Source organism: Vibrio gallicus (assembly GCF_024346875.1).
Lineage (GTDB): Bacteria > Pseudomonadota > Gammaproteobacteria > Enterobacterales > Vibrionaceae > Vibrio > Vibrio gallicus.
Genome location: NZ_AP024872.1, coordinates 767,269 through 784,232 on the forward strand (window position 1 = coordinate 767,269; position 16,964 = coordinate 784,232).

General features: G+C 38.1%; 24 protein-coding genes. 3 read left to right on the forward strand and 21 right to left on the reverse strand.

Features of this window, described 5'->3' with window-relative positions; translation table 11 throughout:
• Positions 1–346: 346 nt before the first annotated feature.
• The 20 genes from OCU28_RS15155 to OCU28_RS15250 all read right to left on the reverse strand — a co-directional run bounded on the left by OCU28_RS15155 (position 347) and on the right by OCU28_RS15250 (position 13,548).
• Positions 347–1,279: a phage baseplate protein gene (locus OCU28_RS15155; protein WP_261817722.1), complete on the reverse strand. Its 933-nt coding sequence runs from the start codon at positions 1,277–1,279 to the stop codon at positions 347–349.
• Between the two features lie 5 nt (positions 1,280–1,284).
• Positions 1,285–2,739, reverse strand: a complete 1,455-nt coding sequence (locus tag OCU28_RS15160) for a tape measure protein (RefSeq protein WP_261817723.1) — start codon at positions 2,737–2,739, stop codon at positions 1,285–1,287.
• Between the two features lie 10 nt (positions 2,740–2,749).
• Positions 2,750–3,121: a hypothetical protein gene (locus tag OCU28_RS15165; RefSeq protein WP_261817724.1), complete on the reverse strand. Its 372-nt coding sequence runs from the start codon at positions 3,119–3,121 to the stop codon at positions 2,750–2,752.
• A gap of 4 nt (positions 3,122–3,125) precedes the next feature.
• Positions 3,126–3,272 carry a hypothetical protein gene (locus tag OCU28_RS15170; RefSeq protein WP_261817725.1) on the reverse strand — a complete coding sequence of 49 codons (147 nt, stop codon included), beginning with the start codon at positions 3,270–3,272 and terminating at the stop codon, positions 3,126–3,128.
• Entirely contained in the window at positions 3,269–3,634 is a 366-nt protein-coding gene (locus OCU28_RS15175; RefSeq protein WP_261817726.1) for a hypothetical protein, read from the reverse strand. The genes OCU28_RS15170 and OCU28_RS15175 overlap by 4 nt, the downstream gene beginning before the upstream one ends.
• Positions 3,624–3,860: a hypothetical protein gene (locus OCU28_RS15180; protein ID WP_261817727.1), complete on the reverse strand. Its 237-nt coding sequence runs from the start codon at positions 3,858–3,860 to the stop codon at positions 3,624–3,626. The genes OCU28_RS15175 and OCU28_RS15180 overlap by 11 nt, the downstream gene beginning before the upstream one ends.
• 82 nt (positions 3,861–3,942) lie before the next feature.
• Positions 3,943–4,290 carry a hypothetical protein gene (locus tag OCU28_RS15185; RefSeq protein WP_261817728.1) on the reverse strand — a complete coding sequence of 116 codons (348 nt, stop codon included), beginning with the start codon at positions 4,288–4,290 and terminating at the stop codon, positions 3,943–3,945.
• Between the two features lies 1 nt (position 4,291).
• The gene (locus tag OCU28_RS15190; protein WP_261817729.1) at positions 4,292–4,459 is read right to left on the reverse strand and encodes a hypothetical protein; all 168 of its coding nucleotides are present in this window, start codon (positions 4,457–4,459) and stop codon (positions 4,292–4,294) included.
• Complete coding sequence (locus tag OCU28_RS15195) at positions 4,456–4,806, reverse strand: hypothetical protein (protein ID WP_261817730.1); 351 nt, start codon at positions 4,804–4,806, stop codon at positions 4,456–4,458. The genes OCU28_RS15190 and OCU28_RS15195 overlap by 4 nt, the downstream gene beginning before the upstream one ends.
• The gene (locus OCU28_RS15200; protein WP_261817731.1) at positions 4,799–5,074 is read right to left on the reverse strand and encodes a hypothetical protein; all 276 of its coding nucleotides are present in this window, start codon (positions 5,072–5,074) and stop codon (positions 4,799–4,801) included. Before OCU28_RS15200 ends, OCU28_RS15195 begins: the two co-directional genes overlap by 8 nt.
• A 623-nt stretch (positions 5,075–5,697) precedes the next feature.
• On the reverse strand, positions 5,698–5,988 hold the full coding sequence (locus tag OCU28_RS15205) for a hypothetical protein (protein ID WP_261817732.1): 291 nt from the start codon (positions 5,986–5,988) through the stop codon (positions 5,698–5,700).
• 189 nt (positions 5,989–6,177) lie between these two features.
• Positions 6,178–6,351 (reverse strand): hypothetical protein, encoded by a 174-nt coding sequence (locus OCU28_RS15210; RefSeq protein WP_261817733.1) that lies wholly within the window; start codon positions 6,349–6,351, stop codon positions 6,178–6,180.
• Between the two features lie 16 nt (positions 6,352–6,367).
• Positions 6,368–6,622 carry a hypothetical protein gene (locus OCU28_RS15215; RefSeq protein ID WP_261817734.1) on the reverse strand — a complete coding sequence of 85 codons (255 nt, stop codon included), beginning with the start codon at positions 6,620–6,622 and terminating at the stop codon, positions 6,368–6,370.
• A 72-nt stretch (positions 6,623–6,694) separates the two neighbouring features.
• Positions 6,695–7,069: a helix-turn-helix domain-containing protein gene (locus tag OCU28_RS15220; RefSeq protein ID WP_261817735.1), complete on the reverse strand. Its 375-nt coding sequence runs from the start codon at positions 7,067–7,069 to the stop codon at positions 6,695–6,697.
• A gap of 2,228 nt (positions 7,070–9,297) precedes the next feature.
• Positions 9,298–10,227, reverse strand: a complete 930-nt coding sequence (locus OCU28_RS15225; RefSeq protein ID WP_261817736.1) for a hypothetical protein — start codon at positions 10,225–10,227, stop codon at positions 9,298–9,300.
• Between the two features lie 231 nt (positions 10,228–10,458).
• Positions 10,459–10,740, reverse strand: a complete 282-nt coding sequence (locus OCU28_RS15230; RefSeq protein WP_261817737.1) for a hypothetical protein — start codon at positions 10,738–10,740, stop codon at positions 10,459–10,461.
• A 175-nt stretch (positions 10,741–10,915) separates the two neighbouring features.
• On the reverse strand, positions 10,916–12,499 hold the full coding sequence (locus tag OCU28_RS15235; protein WP_261817738.1) for a recombinase family protein: 1,584 nt from the start codon (positions 12,497–12,499) through the stop codon (positions 10,916–10,918).
• A 137-nt stretch (positions 12,500–12,636) separates the two neighbouring features.
• Positions 12,637–13,017 (reverse strand): hypothetical protein, encoded by a 381-nt coding sequence (locus OCU28_RS15240; RefSeq protein WP_261817739.1) that lies wholly within the window; start codon positions 13,015–13,017, stop codon positions 12,637–12,639.
• On the reverse strand, positions 13,014–13,259 hold the full coding sequence (locus tag OCU28_RS15245; RefSeq protein WP_261817740.1) for a hypothetical protein: 246 nt from the start codon (positions 13,257–13,259) through the stop codon (positions 13,014–13,016). The genes OCU28_RS15240 and OCU28_RS15245 overlap by 4 nt, the downstream gene beginning before the upstream one ends.
• A 127-nt stretch (positions 13,260–13,386) precedes the next feature.
• Entirely contained in the window at positions 13,387–13,548 is a 162-nt protein-coding gene (locus OCU28_RS15250; RefSeq protein WP_261817741.1) for a hypothetical protein, read from the reverse strand.
• Positions 13,549–13,581: 33 nt separating this feature from the next.
• Between OCU28_RS15250 and OCU28_RS15255 the strand changes: the two genes are divergently transcribed.
• The 3 genes from OCU28_RS15255 to OCU28_RS15265 all read left to right on the forward strand — a co-directional run bounded on the left by OCU28_RS15255 (position 13,582) and on the right by OCU28_RS15265 (position 16,007).
• Entirely contained in the window at positions 13,582–14,244 is a 663-nt protein-coding gene (locus OCU28_RS15255) for an IclR family transcriptional regulator (protein ID WP_261817742.1), read from the forward strand.
• Positions 14,245–14,363: 119 nt separating this feature from the next.
• A complete protein-coding gene (locus tag OCU28_RS15260; RefSeq protein WP_261817743.1) occupies positions 14,364–15,053 on the forward strand; it encodes an SDR family oxidoreductase in 690 nt (229 codons plus the stop codon).
• Between the two features lie 333 nt (positions 15,054–15,386).
• Positions 15,387–16,007 carry a hypothetical protein gene (locus tag OCU28_RS15265; protein WP_261817744.1) on the forward strand — a complete coding sequence of 207 codons (621 nt, stop codon included), beginning with the start codon at positions 15,387–15,389 and terminating at the stop codon, positions 16,005–16,007.
• Between the two features lies 1 nt (position 16,008).
• On the opposite strand, the gene OCU28_RS15270 is transcribed toward OCU28_RS15265, so the two are convergent.
• Positions 16,009–16,848, reverse strand: coding sequence for a LysR family transcriptional regulator (locus OCU28_RS15270; protein ID WP_261817745.1), 840 nt, complete (start codon positions 16,846–16,848; stop codon positions 16,009–16,011).
• Between the last annotated feature and the right edge of the window lie 116 nt (positions 16,849–16,964).

Below are 16,964 nucleotides of genomic sequence, written 5' to 3' on the forward strand. Positions count from 1 at the left end.
ATCCATTTAATATGCGGGCTAAATTAATAGTTATAGTCATCAAATTCAAGTGATTTGATATTATTTACCCCTTTACGATGAACCTTTATGCATAAAAAACCGCATAATTGCAGTATTTATCACTAAGTTTAAAATTAAATGCAGAATAATAACCCGGCGTATTATCTAAAGCGTTTCACCATATATTGGATTGTTGTAAGGCACTGATATAAGCTTTGCTACAACATAGTATTCACTGTCAAAATACGGATATAGGTAATAGATTGTCCAATGCACCGAAGAGAATCCAATCTATTGAGCGCACATTCGCAATTGGAGGAGTCACCTTTAGACAACCTTTAAATTATTACTTCAAGCCTTGGGTGAATTTGCTATGCTCATCTCGATAGATAGCCATTAACCCATCTATGTCACAGTCACTAGCGCCATTACCTTTCATAGATTTTAGAGTATCTTCTACTTGTTCAGGGCTTCTCAAATCACCATCTTTATAGTTATCTTTACTAAACAAATTAAATGATTCTCTTACCCATTGGCTACATAAGCTAGTGCCTTCAATTCTTGCTGAACCACTTTCTTTGTCACTTGCTATGTCTTCTACTTCACTAGAATGATTTTCATAGCTTGAAGCCTCTAATGATTGTGAAAAAGTAGGGGTGACAATACTCATAGTTATGTTAAGGCCGTCTTGAATATCGGTATTTCGGTCAAAGCTCAGATTAGTGATAATTCCATAAATATAACCGTTCTCATTTGGAGTATAGGTACTCGCGCTAGCTTGACCGCTTACCGCTGAAATGTCTGGTAAATGCAGGTATACAGGTAATCCCATATTCCAAGCCTCTTTTAGGAGGTCAGCCGTGACACTCACGTTATGAGTACTCATTCTAGCCGTATTTGACACTTTAGCGGTGAGTTGGTATTCAACGTTACTCTTTTTGAAACCATCAGCGACAGTGTCACCATTAAACATTCTATGCTCAGTTAAAGAGCCTGAGTATTGTACTTGGTAGCCTGTAACGGTATCAAATTCTACACGTGTTTCTACTAGGTTTTTGAGTACCTCTTCTTCAATTTCAAAGTAATTATCTACCCATGCGAGATGACCATTTACTAGCTCTTCATCGGTTTGCTTACTGTCTTGCTTCTGAGGCTTGTTGCCGTACTTACCGACAGATTTAATTACTAGGTATGGATTCTTATCTGACAAATTCATCTTGTCGTATAGCAACGTTGTAACTAGCTTTTGAGCTAGCATCTTGCCAAGGTTATCATTCATAATGTTTATTCCTCGTCTAATTCTGTAAAACCATTTTCGTGTATTATAAGCGTAGGGTTGAAATCAATGTTGTATCTGCCTGAATCTTTTGCGGCAAATGGTGCGGGTTGGAATATGCTATTGTTTGCAGAAGGGTTAGTTTGATGCAGTTTCGTATGTTCCCGCTCAGGTAACTCACTGATTAAATCAATTGCTGTCAGCAATCCACCCAATACAGGCAACGCTCTGACACCTAGCTTTACCGTACCTTTACTTATAGCTTTTCCCACTCCCTTGGTAGGAGTCTTACCACCTGAAGAAGGCTTGCCACCTTTACCTACTCCTAGCATCTCACGAAGAGCTTTTACTGTAGATAGCACTTTCATTGCTGTTAAATGCCCAAGGATTACCCCGAAAATCTTCTCAGTAATCGATAATTGCTCATTGAAATCTTTTACTCCGTCACCGTCAAAAAAGCCCCAACCCATAAGCAAAGCCTTGAACTCGATTATCTTCAAAGTTATCTCTGTGATACCGTCGCTCATGGTGGTTACTACAGCATAGAAAATGCGGCCTATAGTGTTGAAAACGGGGGCTAACTGTTGAGCTAAACCTCCAACACTAGCGATGAGCTTGTTAGTTCCTTCAATGAAGCCCTGAAACATTTCATCGCCACCTGCGCCCATAAATTGGCCGCTTTCTTCAGTGATTGTATTCTTTAGCTTGCCTAGAGATACTCGACTATTATCAAAAGCGTCTGACATATTGCCGTTAGCTTTAGCAACTCGTTCAAAGAATTTAGGTAAGGCACTAGCAGAAATTAGCTCACCTTTCTCTAACATAGTGTTAAGCTGTTGTGTTGTAACTCCCAACCCCTCTGCAAAGAGCTTGGTTGCGCCTGACATTCTTTCGCCTAACTGACCACGTAATTCTTCTGCTGAGATTTTGCCTTTCGATAACATCTGTGTAATGGCACGGGTTACCCCTTTAATATCGTCTTGGGTCGCGCCCATAGCAGAAGAGCGTCTTACGACAGCGCCATAGCCCATTTGCATTTGCTCTTCACTCATACCGCCTGCATCAGGGTTAGAGGCTACAAAGTTAGCGTAGTCTTTACCAAGCGAGGCAAGGTTAGCCCCTGTTTGGTTTGCTAGGTCACGGGTAAATGCCAACCTCGAATTTAGTTGTGCTGTGGAATCTGACACCATCGCCATAGATTTCTGCATGGCTAAATAGTTGTTGCCTTCATTGAAGACAGTACTCGCTGTCTGAGCGATAGCAGTTAAGGCTATACTTACTTTTAGAGCACTCTTTGCCATGTTAGAGAAAGAGCTGTTTACACCTTTCTCCATACCTTTTACGTGACGTTCAACTTTATCAGCGTCTCTCGGCACATCCTTATTTACAAATTTATTCCACGAATCAGCGTCTATGCCAATTCCTATGGTTACACCATTTTGAATGTAATTATCTGTACTCATAACTTACCCCTTATAGAAATCTGTATTCTGGCTTAGATATAAAACGTTCTTGGTAGCACTTCTGAAAAGTACCTTGCATAAGTAAGCATGTGATTGTGTCGTGCTCGAATAACTTCTCTAATACTATCCAAAACTTTTGAGCACAGAGTGCTAGCTCTTCGTCTAAGCTTTCTGGTTGAATAAGCATCTGGCAGAAACGCTCTAGTAATACTTCTTGGTGGCCTTCTGGTAATTCAATAACCAATTCTGTAAACAATCCAAATAGGAAAGCGTCTTTAGGGGTAGCCATAATCTCTAAGAATTGCTTTGTGGTTTCATGGTTAGCTTTTAATAGAGCTGTAATTTCTTCTGTTTTTTGTTTTGCTAATACTTCGTTAATCATATTCTTATAATCCTTGTAATTCTTCTTCTACGTCATTTCGTAGATTCATTAATACGAATGCTTCAGATAAACGCTTCATTGTTAAAGCGTCACTGATAGCGTTTTCTAATTCTTGTAATTTATTTTCTAGCTTCTGCTTCTGGTTCATCATTTATTACCATCTAGTACTTGTTGGTATTTGTGTGCCATTCCTAGCATTTTCTTTAAATACTTATCGCTATATTGGTGCGACACTGCATTGTGTAGTAACTTATCAACCGCGTCATTCACAGTAAGCGATAATCCTTCGTCTTTAATACGTTGCTTTATAATATTTATCACTGTATTGGTGAGAATGATATCTTCAGATTTACCGTTAATTTTTGGTGAAGCCTGTTTACCTAAAATCTTAGTAGGCTTGTTTAGCAATGCGTCTATAATAATCGTCTCGATGTATGACTTAATTCTTATTGGTCTTTTATCTAAGTCAGTATAATGAGCTAGAGCTTCATAGCTCTGTAAATTAATCTTCATTCGTAAAGCCTCTACCGCCCATAATAAGGCTCTCAACATGCACAGGGGCTGTGTTATACTGGATACCCAGCTTTTCTAAGAATAACTTCACAGGGGCGAAATTGTTTGTTCTCCTGTAGAGTTGATACCAGCGTAATAAATTTTCACGTTCGGATTGTGTAATAGTTGCTTTTGTATAAGGGATATTAAATTCTTTTAGCGGGGTAGTTAAATCGTAATGAGTCATTTTTTTGTCTCCTATTTTTGTTTTTCAGATAATAAAAAAAGGCCACCCCCTAGAGAGATGACCAATTTAGAAGGGGGATAAATTATTTTAATCTTTCTTGGAAAGCTTTTTTTCTAGCTTCTGTAGAGGCTTTAGATTTCTGCATACGCTCTTTCAGCGTGGTAGCTTTTTTCTCTTCTTCTAGCTCGATATCTTCATAACCGTTTACCGCGTTTATGTCTCTAAGCATTTGTTCGAAATCAGCAACACCATCTTTAATTTCAGCTTTAGATTTTTCAATAGAATCTTGTGAAGCCTTGATAGAAAGCTTTGAAGCTTTGATATTGTTAATACCTTTTAAAAGCTGAGCTAAATTGTCACCTTCAACCTTTTGCTTAGGTTGCAGATATAAGCCTACATCTGATTTATTAATGTTTGTAATGTAAGCCATATTATTGCACCGCTTGTTTAACGATAGCACTTAGAAGACGTGGTAGAGCTACACCTTCAGCTTTAGCGACAGCTTCTAGCTTTTCTAAATCACTACGTTCAACCGTCACATGCTTGCTTACAGTTGGAGATTTTGCAGATTTAACAGCTTTTAATAGAGATTGATTCATAATTGATTTTCCTTGTGTTGATATCCCAACTCACTGAGCGTATTAAGCCAGTTGTCAGGTAAAAATGAGTAGTTAATGCAGTGTCCATTATCAAAGTATGGAATCACCTTTACGTATACGAAGCCTGAAAAGTTAGCTTTATCAGCAAATACTATTTTATTTACTTTCTCTTCTAGAGTTAATTCAGTAGAAAGCTCTATCTCTTCTTCTGGCTCTTCAAATGATTCACCTAGAAATAAAAGCTCTTTAGTACTTATGCCTAGCTTTTTAGCTTTAGCTTGAAATGCTTTCTTTTCTTCTGAAGTCATCCTTACAGATAATACAGTCGAGGTATTCGAATCAGTCATAACAATGAGCCGTTAATACTGTGAAGATATTCAGAGTATGCTCTCTAGAATACTTTTTCATATTCTTAAGCATCTTAATAAAGCGTTCACGCTCTTCTAGGTCAGATTCATATTCAAAATGGTCTATACAAATAGCCGCCATAACTTCTAAGATTTGAGCGTACTCCACTAAATCTGATTCTGTCAGGTATTCGTTATTCTTTAGTGACTCTTTCCAACCGCTGTATTTATCTTTCACAGGGCTGAATAATTTATTTTCGTAATCCATAGGGTTACCCTCTCGGTTGGTAGTAGAAATAAGAAAAAGCTTATCTAGTTAACAGAAGAGGTAAGAAATCTGCTAGATAAACTTTGTATTATTTCAACTTAAATAAAGGAATAAGTAACGCTTCTAAAATAGTAAAGTAAGAACAATAAGGAGATGAAAAAACCTTTTACTAATAACTGGCGTTGTTAGGTAACTAACCTAGTTTTTTTATTGCTAACCATTGGAGTGGTATATATTCAACTTAAATGTATTACCCTTAAAACTTAAAGACTACTAAACCGATAAGATAAACAGGGTAATATTGAAATAACATATGATAAGTAAGTTATTCCGTTTATTTTTGAAGCCTTATGACTAATAATGCTTAATGATAGAGACTAGGATGAGATAATCTCTATAAATTAAGTACTATCAAAGATATATATTGAGCTAGATTTGTAGAAGTACCTTCCAAGGAATTTCCACTACCATTTTTAATAAATGATGCGGTGCAATACCGCTGTAGTATGTGAAAGAAGCTTTTTTACTTTCTTCTCCCACTATTAGTATTGTACCATACTGTTACGGACTTGTAAAGCCCTGAATACAATTATTTTACATTTCTTTAACATTTATGCAACATTTTAATTGTTGCTGTATTTTTGTAGCGTCTTCTTAGTATTTTCAGTGATATTCTTTACGAAAGTGAAGTCCTTCATGAATTGTTCTTTGCTGATTTCCCGTCCTGCTACTGTTACCGTATCTGTGTCAATCTTCTCTAGCTTAACCTTACTCATGAACGCATAAGATTCAGGTACAATGCAGGTATAGTTTTTACGTTTATCGAATTTAAAGTGTCTCTGAAATTTTATGGATTGTATTTTCTCTCTACTTGTTACTGCTTTTCGATGTTGCTTAGGGGTATGTAAATTCATTTAATTATCTCCTGTTTGTAGGGGTTATGTAGCGTTTCACTTATTGATGATGATATTCGGGGCTATTGTGCGCCCCTCAGGGGGTATAGGAGGCTCTATAACCGTGCTGTGAGCCGTCTTAGGGGTTAACTTGATAGATTGCTAAGGGTGACGCTGTAGGGGGCTAATTTAGGGGGTATTACTGAGCATCTAATACATTGCGTAATCAGATTGTTTGTAGCCTATTAAAGCCTTTTGAGCTGTAGCGTAATCTTTCTTCTTCTGAGCCTTAAGCTTCTTAACTAAAGGTTTGTATTTTTCAATCATATCTTTTGTTGGCTTACAGGTTAGCTCTCCTAGTTTATGTTTTTGTTGGTAGTTCAAATTCTTCTCCTTCTGTTTAGATTTCTGGTTGTAGGTTTAAGGTAATGAGTAGGTCTTTGTTTGGTTTAACTCCCATTCGCTTAGGTGTGTCTTCTGCAAGCATGTAATGCCCATTCACTGACAGCTCATCTTTACGTAAGAACTCTCTTAACGCCTGTAGAGGGTGAGGTAAATCTAGTTTGCGTATGTAGTCGAACGGGTATAAACCTTTCTTCTCTTCACCCGTAGGGCTTGTGGCTGTGTATCGTTTAAGGCTATTTGAAATATTCAAAAATTCTTCTCCTATAGTTAGTAGTTAGGTAAGTAGATATCTGTTAGACAACCTACAGTTAAATAAAAAGGGTTATTCCCAATCGTAAGAGGTCTCAGCTACAAGAATGTTACTATCGTTGTACTCTCTCACTTTAGATACTAAAGGCATAACATAAAGGAGTTGGTTCTTTGTTGTACCTTCTAGACGAACTAGATTGCGCTTCTCCAGCGTTTTAATAGAATTGCTGATAGTCTTAAGGGAAATGCCTAGAAGCTTCTCCATGTCTCTCTGAGAGACTCTAACAGGGGTAGCTATCCTCTTATCTAGGTTGCCGTTTAAATTCTGGAAAGCTTGTTCTTTAGAAGCTTCAGACGCTAGGTATTGATATAGAAACTTGGTTGCAAAACTTAAGCCGTCTAAATGCTCGTGTGTTAGTAATGCAGTATTGAATTGAAATGTACTCATGATTTGTAATCCTTAAAGTTAGTTTGAGTTATCACCATGTATACTATTGTACACTTTTCTAACATCCACGTCAAGCTTTTTGTTGTACTTTTTACTACAATAAAGAAATAATTACTACAATAACCAAAGGAGTTACACTAAGAACCAAGCCCAAACGACACGAAATAACTACAAAGTAAGCTATTTTTAGCTAGAAAGTAGTGCTATAAGTAATTGAAATAGAAGGGAAATAAAATTAAATATTAAATAAATGAAAATAAATTTGACAGATACTGAAAAAGACGTTATACTAAGAGCTATCGACCCCACTCTAGAGGCTATAGGAAAAGTAACTATGTCGGTCTCTGGTTTATCCCTCCTCTCTCCATTCGTAAACCTATAACGATATCCATACAGCTAACCTAGGTAGCTACATGATACCTACAACCATACAGTACCCACACAAACACATAAGAGAATCTAACTACCTCACCTACTGTATAGCTGTCTATGTAGTTCTATCTGTATGGGGGGATGATTCTCATCTGGTTACCCCCTACTAGGGTTACAGCTTTATCTATGAATCTATACGGGGTAGGTACATTAGGTAGGTATACTGTGTAGCTGTTACATAGATGATAAAGCATAACCTCATAGAAGAGAGAAGCATAACCATATCAACTAAATGACTACCTGTAACAGGGGACTATAGAGATAGAAGTATTATGCCCCACTAGATAGTGAGAACTGTATAGGCTCTATAGCACTACTATAAAGATAGATATCCCTCTACAGCTATACTAGTCATCTATCTAGCTAGCTATAACCAAGTAAGTGAATAGAAGGTAATCCACATAAACATATTCATTATAGATAACTCTATCTATCTATACAGTATCTATCCATCTATACAGTATCTATCTATACCCACCCCTATAGTTATAGAAGAGTATGCCCCATTGTATAACAATCTATACAACATCTTTAACCCTCCTCTATAGAAGCCTCTGTAAGCCCTTCTATACCGTAAGCCTACCTAATACTCCACTTACCACCTAACACCTCTAATAACCCCCTCTATACTCCTTGTATACCCCCTCCCGCTATACAGTTAAACCGTTGTAGTAGCTGTGTAGTGTAGCTGTGTAGAAATACTGTATAGATATCTGGCTGTATAAGTAAGTACTGTATAGATTCTTACTTGTATACTTCTCTGTATACGCCTAGGTGCTAAACACTCCCCTACAGCCCCACATCTAAATCTACATAAAAATGAAATACAGATACCTATTTAGAACTCTCCTAATATGGCTATGTAGTAATCTATGTAACATTTCTGTAACAGTGTCTGTGTAGTTGGTGTAGTAGTTATAACCCCTTAGAGTATGCCCACTATAGTAGGGGTAAAGGTTACTATGCAGATATCACTTAGACAACTATGGGGATAACTAAGTAGATAAGAACATAAGTAATTATAAAGGTAGCTGTATCAATGACTTAGCCTGTGGATAACTAAGTAGGGTAACTGCATAGGTTGGTTGTGGGGGTTGGTTGTAGGTGGGTATAGTAGGTTGGCTGTATCGTTTTATGTTTTATTGGTATGTGTAGTAAGCTGTTTAGGTTTTCTAAAAAGGTAAATGTTACAGGTATGTTAACTAAAAAGATATCAAGGAGTTATCAAGGGGCTTTGTAACATTTTGTATACATTTTATAACAATTGAGGTGACAGGGTTACACTGTAGACCGCTAGGTCAAAGTTAGCCCTGTTTGTGCGGTCGATTATCTTATATCAAGATGAGCACACTAGCAATACCAAGTAAATGTATTGTGATAGAGCTACAGATAGCTACCTGAGACGCTGTAGGAGGGCTGTTGCAGGGTATAGCGGTACATTGCCCTACCTAATGGTGCTATCGTTTAATCTAGGTAGGCTGTGAGAGCTTCTAGGGATAAAGCTATAGATAGCTACCTGTGACGCTGTAGGAGGGCTGTTGCGCTTTACTGGTACATTGCCTTGCCTAATAGTGCTATCGTTTAATCTAGGTAGGCTGTGAGAGCTAATAGGGGTAGTTATCGACTCCCATTGATAAGAGAGAACAATCACAAAGTAGCTCATCTGTGTATTATGGGTACAGTAAGCCCACAGAGTGCTATAGCACTACGTGAGACGTGTTTAATCTGATAGGGGTACAATTGGGTTAAGCTATGACGGTAAGCGTCACAGGGACGCTCTGAAGAGGTGCTAGGCTTTATTTCCTCCTCTTTTTATTAATTAAATCTCTAGCCGTGTTGATAGCTATCATATTAGTGTTGTTACCATTAAATTTATCAGGGTGATATCTTACCGCATAACTTTTGTATATCTTTTGAAACGCTTTTAGTGTTATCTGCCCTGATAATGCTTCCTCTTTTGTTATACCAAATAGATGGAAAGCTTCTAGAAGAGTAGTAGGTTTCTTTAAGTCAGGTAGATATTCTTTCTTAGTGCCAGTGAAAGCTTTCTCTAAGATATCAAAGTAAGTGTTAACTTTTAGCATTAAAATATCATCTCCTTTATTTTTATCAGGGTGGTACTTTATAGCTAACTTCTTCTTACGTTTGCATACTTCTTTCCATGTGATAGTTGCCTCCTCTTCTTCTGTGATTGAGAAGAAATTTAAAGCCTCCTGTACTTCACATAAATCTTCTTCTGGCTCTTCAATTTTCGTATTCTCTTTACGATTAAATCTAAAGGTTAAGTTTTGAAAACGGTCGAACATTTCACTAGTGGTATACTTTTTCGCTTCTTCATCAAGCCTAGCTCGTTCTTCGTTTAACTTCTTCTGAGTCTCAGCTTGGGATTTCTTCAGCTTCTCTAGCAATTCTTCGAAGGTTGGCTCTGGTTCTGGCTCAATCGTTGGCTCTTCTTCTGGCTCAATCGTTGGCTCTTCAGCTTTACCGAACACCTCAGTAAACAGTGCCTTAATAATTCTCCATCGTTTACGGCTATTGTCGAATGCTTCTTTATTGCTTGGGTAATCAATGCTAGCCATCTCACCGTTGATAGTGAAGGTAATGTGCTTGCTAGCTTTATCGTAATCGACTGTGATTGCGTAAACGCTTTTGTTTGTTACTTTGTTGTACTGTTTGATTGCTGTCAGTAGGTAATCTTGGCGGGTTGGTCGCTTGGCTTTAGGCATTTCATTATCTCCTCATTGTTGTTGTTGGTACACCTCCTCGGTGCGTAATTTTGGGTTAGCCTCTTGGCTTGTGTTGGGTATTATGTAGGAATCACTTAGACAAGTCAAGATAAAAGTGTTGCATCAAGGGATGTAATGGGGTAGCACATACAAAAAAACCCCACTATCAAGTGAGGATATGCAGAAAGGTTAATCCTTTATTCTACTAATGTGATACCCAGCTCTAAAGGCTCAGTAAGAAAGTTGCTCGTAAGCTTCTTTAACCATATCCTTAATGGTATGCTCGTAGAAATCTGAAATGATAAACACGGCACTATTATCGCAATAACCTAAATCAAAATAAGCTTTATTTTCTTCATGGCAAACAGATAAAGAATTAATGTGTAGCTTAGTGTCCGTCTTAAATATAACGGTCTCTGTGATGTACCATAGTAAATCAGAAAGTGAATCTGTCTTAATAGTAATGCTCATCTCGCCTAGGTCGGTTACATTTTTGTTCAGTGTAGTATTCATAATTATTTTCTCCTGTGTTATTAATAAAGTTTGTATCGTTTGTCGATGTAGCTATAGTACGTATTAACCTGTAACAGTGCCAATGACTCATATCTATACCTGTTATGTCTGAAGCGTATAACACTATGTAGTAGGTATAAAAAAGCCCCCTATGAAGGAGGCTAGACAGCATTGGTTAATCATTTATGAAATCGTCTATTACAGGCTCATCCACCCTGTTAACTTCTTCGTACAGCTCACTCATTGAACCACCATCCATTGATAGCTTGCTTATCACTTCGCCATTCTTGAAATAAATGCTGTAGGTGCGCTTTGTAGAGTTAATAACAACCTTGGTAAGTACTGACAGTAATTTATTATTAACGTCCTCTCTTGCCTTGGCTGTATTCAGTGCCATTCCTTCAAGGTTGGTGAGAGTGTTATCACTGGCTAGCTTTGCCTTATAATTAAGGGCTGTAAGCCTCTCTACCACGTTATCGAGTTGTTCCTGCTTAGTTGCTACATTACTCAGCATCTGCCCTTGTAGGTTGCTTGGTAGCTTTCCTAGAGCGTCTAAGCTGTTTTGTATCTCTTCTTCAATGGATGTCCTCAATAAGTGAAGCTGTTGTAAATCATCTTCATCTATGCCCGTATCGCTAAATTTAACGTGCGCTATTGAGCGTAGTAGCACGTCTGTGAATTCAAACATCCTGAAGGTAGGCTCACTGCAACGGTTACTATCTAGTACTCGTACAGTACAAAGTCCACGTACATGCCCTTTACCTGCCACTGATTTAACACTGATAGCTTTTCCACAGTTAGAGCATATCGCTAATCCACGTAGAGGATTGTTGAATTGTTTAGTACGTCCACCTTTGATTACTCGCTTACTAGATATCTTTTGCAGTAGCTCAAAAGTGTCTTTATCGGTTAAAGGTGGAAAGAAATTCTCAACCTCAGTAAACGGCCTGCTGTAGTGTCCTACTGGTAAACCTTGGGCTTGTCTTATTTCCTTCTCTTGAAGGGTAAACGGCCTTGTCATCTTGTAAGAGCCGTACATAGAAATGTTAGTAAAAAATATCCTAACATTAGCAGTATCAAAAGTAGCAATACTTGGTGGTGTCTCTGTGAATTCTTCTCGTATGGTGTCAGTGATGGTGTTTTGCCCCATACCTTGTAGACGTAAAGCAATAATACGTCTAGCTATATCTGCATAACGGTTAAGTACGTATTTATCACCTTGCACATCAATCCACCAAGGTAAATAACGGCTCTGTATCATCTCTTCACCGTTAACTATGGCCTGCTTCTTCTTCTTAAAAGTGGAGGTTATACGCTCACTCTTCTGCTTAGATTCATCATTACTCAATTTAAGAGCAATCATCAGTTGGATATCTGCACCGAAATCGTACTCGCCTTTGTTCGAGAATGTAGCGTTTAACTTAACTATGTGAATGTCTACATGCTCTAAAATCTCTCCTATTACCTTACGAGCTTGTCTAGGGTCTAACCGACTTAATCGGTCAGTTTCAGCAATAACTAGTACTGTCCCTTCTGGATAATGGCTTTTCTTAAGATTAGATATCAACTCACCTAACTCACCGTCAAGGTGTGTACCCTTAAAGGCACTTTGCCCTAGGTCGTTATAGTGGTCGATTATTTCCCAACCGTGTTTAGTGCAAGCCTCTTGTATTAGCGCATCTTGTCGCCTCTCACTATCACCCATAGATTGACGCTTTGTAGAGAATCGTATGTAACTTATTGCCTTGGTATTACTCATAATAAAAAACTCCGAAATAGACTTATCTATCACGGAGTATTGAATATTCATCTATGGAGGTCAACCTTAAACAACCATCACCAACTAGAAATAGTTTGTTGTACGAAACGTAAACGAGTCGGCCACACGGAGTACTTTTAGGCTTGAGGCTCGATACCTTGATAGTGTTTTCTGTAGAACTTCTCTTTAGCTGAGAGAGATGTATACCGTCTAGCACTAGCTTCTATATCAGCGTCTTGAGGTAGAGGTGAAGGGTTGCCGTATACGTCTGTACGATTGTTGTTGAAGTTGATATTAAAATCTCTTTCCCATACTGCGCTACCATCTTCTACCTTTGCTTCAATGATAATTTGTAGCTCTTCTGGTAAGGTTGGTAGCTCAGTAAGGTTGTAAGTGGTATACATGTAATTGAAGCCGTTCACTTTACCGTAAAGCATATCGTAATCTGTACCTAGCTTGTAATCGTGCCAGCGTTGTTTACGTGCTAGTACTGGCTTAAAATCTTGGTTATATCTCATAGAAAAAATCTCTCTACCTGCTTGAGAGTCATCTTAGTAAATGCTTCTCGTTGTCTAGGGCTAACATTCCAAGCTTTCAGGATTTGTGTCTCTGCATAATCTAGCGTCATCCCTTGCCATAGCTTGTAAGATAGTGACGGCTCTAATAACTCTACATCAAGGAATACGTTGTTAGATATATCGTAAACGCTCATAGAAGGGGTTAAACGTTGCTCTGCTAGGCGCTGTAGCTCTATCGTCATAGCGCTTACATAGTTAGGGTTATTGCTTGCTACGTTAATACTGATAGTGTCATGAGAGGGGTGAAAGTTGCTAGGTTGTATAACTCTGAAATTGAATGTACCCATTGTAGTTGTAAAGGAGTGGGGGCTACTCATCTAAAAATCTCCTCACTGTATTGTAATCTTTACCAATAAATACGCTTAATGCTACTTGTTTGATGCCTACGCTTTCTAGAAAGTGAAGCTCTTCAGTAGTGATAACACTACCCTTTGTAATAAGCTTGCTAGCTAATTCATCTTTATTAATCATTGTTTGTTTATCCTTATACTTGGTCGGCATAAGGTGATACCCACAATACTAGAAATACTGTCTCGCAGTAACCTGCCCCTATCACTGCACAGTATTAGTTGTGCTGTTGAATTAAACAAAACCACAGTGCATGGTTTATTAGCGACCTTACATGCATTGGGTTACGTCACAAAAGAGCAGCACGGATACAGCCTAGGATTGAGATTTCGTGAACTATCTAAACCGCTAGAGCAGAAAGATGAAAAGATCCGTCAACAATTCAATCCATTACTCCAAAAAATGGCTCAATTAAGTAACAATACCGCGTACTTAGCCGTGCAAAGTGGTATTCAAGAATACTTATATATCGACGCTATCGAGCAATCCAACCCGCTGACTATCCATAGCCCTCGTGGAAACAGAGAAGGACTCACAACCTCAGCCATAGGTAAGGTTTTCTTAGCCCTTAATGACGATTTAAAGCGCACCCTTCGCCGCTTAGATAAAATGCCTGATTCACTAGAAAATGAACTTAAAATCGTCAAACAACAGGGTTTCGCCCTCGATCTTGAGCGAGCAGAGCGGGGATTAAATTGCCTAGCTATCCCTTTGTATGCTGATGGAAAATTAGCCGCAGTTGCTGGAATAAGTGGTTCCGCAACACAACTGACTCCAGCCAAATTACGTCATTTTGCCCAGCTATTCCTACGTAGCTGACAATAGAATATTCGACATTATCGAATGCTAAGGAGTTATTTAGGTGATCTCTTTATATCTACAAGCAATCAGATAAGCTCAGTCTCAATATTAAATACACAAATTTATGTGAGGTATACATGTCTGTCGCGCTTATTACCGGTGCTAATCGTGGTCTAGGGCTAGAGTTTGTTCAACAATATCTTAGCAAGGGGTGGCGCGTATTAGCCGCTTGCCGAGACCCTGAAAATGCGACTTCCCTAAACAAGCTTGCTCAAAATGGCAACGTTGAAATACTGCAACTTGATGTAACAGATGAGACCAGTATCAATCAATTAGGCGCCGTACTTACAGGGCAAGCCATTGACCATCTAGTCCTTAACGCTGGTGTGCTGGGTACGGAATGTTCCACTTTGGGAAATATGACACAAGTGAACTGGTTAGAGGTACTAAACATTAATACTGTTGCTCCTGCCCTGCTTATTCAAATGCTGTACAACAACGTTGCCAGCAGCGAGCACAAAACTATCGTGGGTATCTCAAGTCGCGTTGCTAGCATTGGTGACAATGGCTCAGGCAATATGTATAGCTATCGCACCTCAAAAGCCGCGCTTAATCAGATCTTAGTATCGGCAGCGCGCAACCTGAGCCAGTACGGGATAAAAACCCTTGCGGTCCATCCGGGCTGGGTAAAAACAGATATGGGTGGAGAAGATGCGACCTTCACCCCGCAACAAAGTGTCAGTGGTATCATCCATCAAGCGCAGAGCTTAACCCTAGAGCAATCAGGCAGTTTCAAGGTATTTGATGGCTCTAACATTGAATGGTAATCAATCCGTTGTGGCAAGTCGTTAACCGCTTTAACCATCACTAATACATCTATCCTAGCACCCTATTCCAAGGGTGTTTTTTTATGCCTTCACTTATCTTCGAGCAGGTTAGCGCGTCACTAAACCGCGAAATTATAAAGATTAAAAGTGTGCGATTGATCGCTCAAAAGGAGTGTAACAGCTTGTTTCATGTATCTTTGGGTATTAGGTAAGTATAAAAGTGAGTACGCGGTAAGGTGTGTTATCCATTTTATTAACACCCTACAACTCACGGTTCGATAAACTAAAATGGAAGTTTATTACTTTTCGAACCGATTCTTAGGTTCGGGTAATATGAAAGCAACAGATTTTTTGAGTACAAGGATTTACAAAATAATCTTCATTCTAATCGTAGTCTTGATCTCAAATCATGCATTAAGTGCTGAATATCATTCCTATAAGATGAAAGGTAGCAATAGATATACCCTAGTTATTAATGGTGACATAAATAACCATGAGTATCATAAGTTTAAAAAATATATATCTACTACTAACCTCGATATCTCTACTGTTGTTTTGCAATCTAATGGTGGTTATTTTGAAGAAGCGTTAAAAATATCTGATTTTATCCACAAAAAACACTGGCATACACTAGTAGAAACCTATTGTAACTCCAGCTGCGTCTATTTATTTTTAGCTGGTAAGCAACCAACCATGCGAAAAATAGCGAACATTAATATTCATAGCCCTTATACCGGAACACTGGGCGTAAATCACAAGCAGGATAAAAAACACTCCAAGTTTTATATTCATCTCTTAACAAAGTTAACCAATTATATAAAAAATAAGAAATTAGCTAAGTTAGTACTCGAAAAGATGTATGACACCCCATCGACCAGCAAATTCGCACTAAACAGTATCAACCAGAAAAATAACCACTGGCATGTTATCAATCATAGCCTTCTCTTTGGATAAACTAGATTAGTGTTATAGCAGAGGATTTAACTTTCTCGATAATCCATTGCAGGATATCCTTATTGACTAGGTTTCTATTGGCGACAATCAAGTACAGATCGACACTACCCATAACATCTGACACGTAAAATTCATTCTCATCTAGGCTTGCAGCACGCTCTTTTGACACAATGCCTACATACTTAGAGTTTCTAATAATTTCATAAAATGAAATCACGCTATCAATAAGATAATCGCCACTTTTGGGGTTAGCTACGAATTTTTCGTTGTAATCATCTAGCCACTTTAGCTTGACCAATCTTTCATCGCTAATATTAATGTTAGATGTATGGTGTTTTTTAGAATAAACAAACACTAACTCAAATGAAGATAACTTCTGACAGGTATAGCGTCTATCTTTTATTGGTACCTTATCAATAAATAGGTCGAGTTCTCCAATCAACAAGTCCGAATAGACTTTCTCTCTTGCTGGGTAGTTGTTCACCTCTCTAAAAGAAAAGTTTTCTCCAAGCAGTTCTTCATCATGTAATAATTTGAAAAATATATCACTATGCAATTGAATTGGCTTCAATAACTTAACTTGAGGGGAGCTTTTCCTAAATAACTCATACTCATGGTTAATATTAAATAGATTATCTACAATACTATAATATAGAGCGCGACCTTCAGTTGTAGGTGTGTTTTTTATACCATCTTTAATGAATAGCTTTTTACCACAATCTTCTTCAAGGGCGGTAATTGCTCTAGAGAGCGTAGCAATAGAAGTTCCTGCCTTTTGGGCTGAATCTCTAAAGCTGTCACCCTCATAAATATATTTAAATAGAACGAGTTCTTTTAACATAATGGTAATAATACCGTTTAATATAATCTATTAATTAGAATACCATCACTCATGTGCCTTAATTTCACTAAATATCATAAAAAAGTGGTAAGTAGCGAAAGCAATGAACTTTGGTT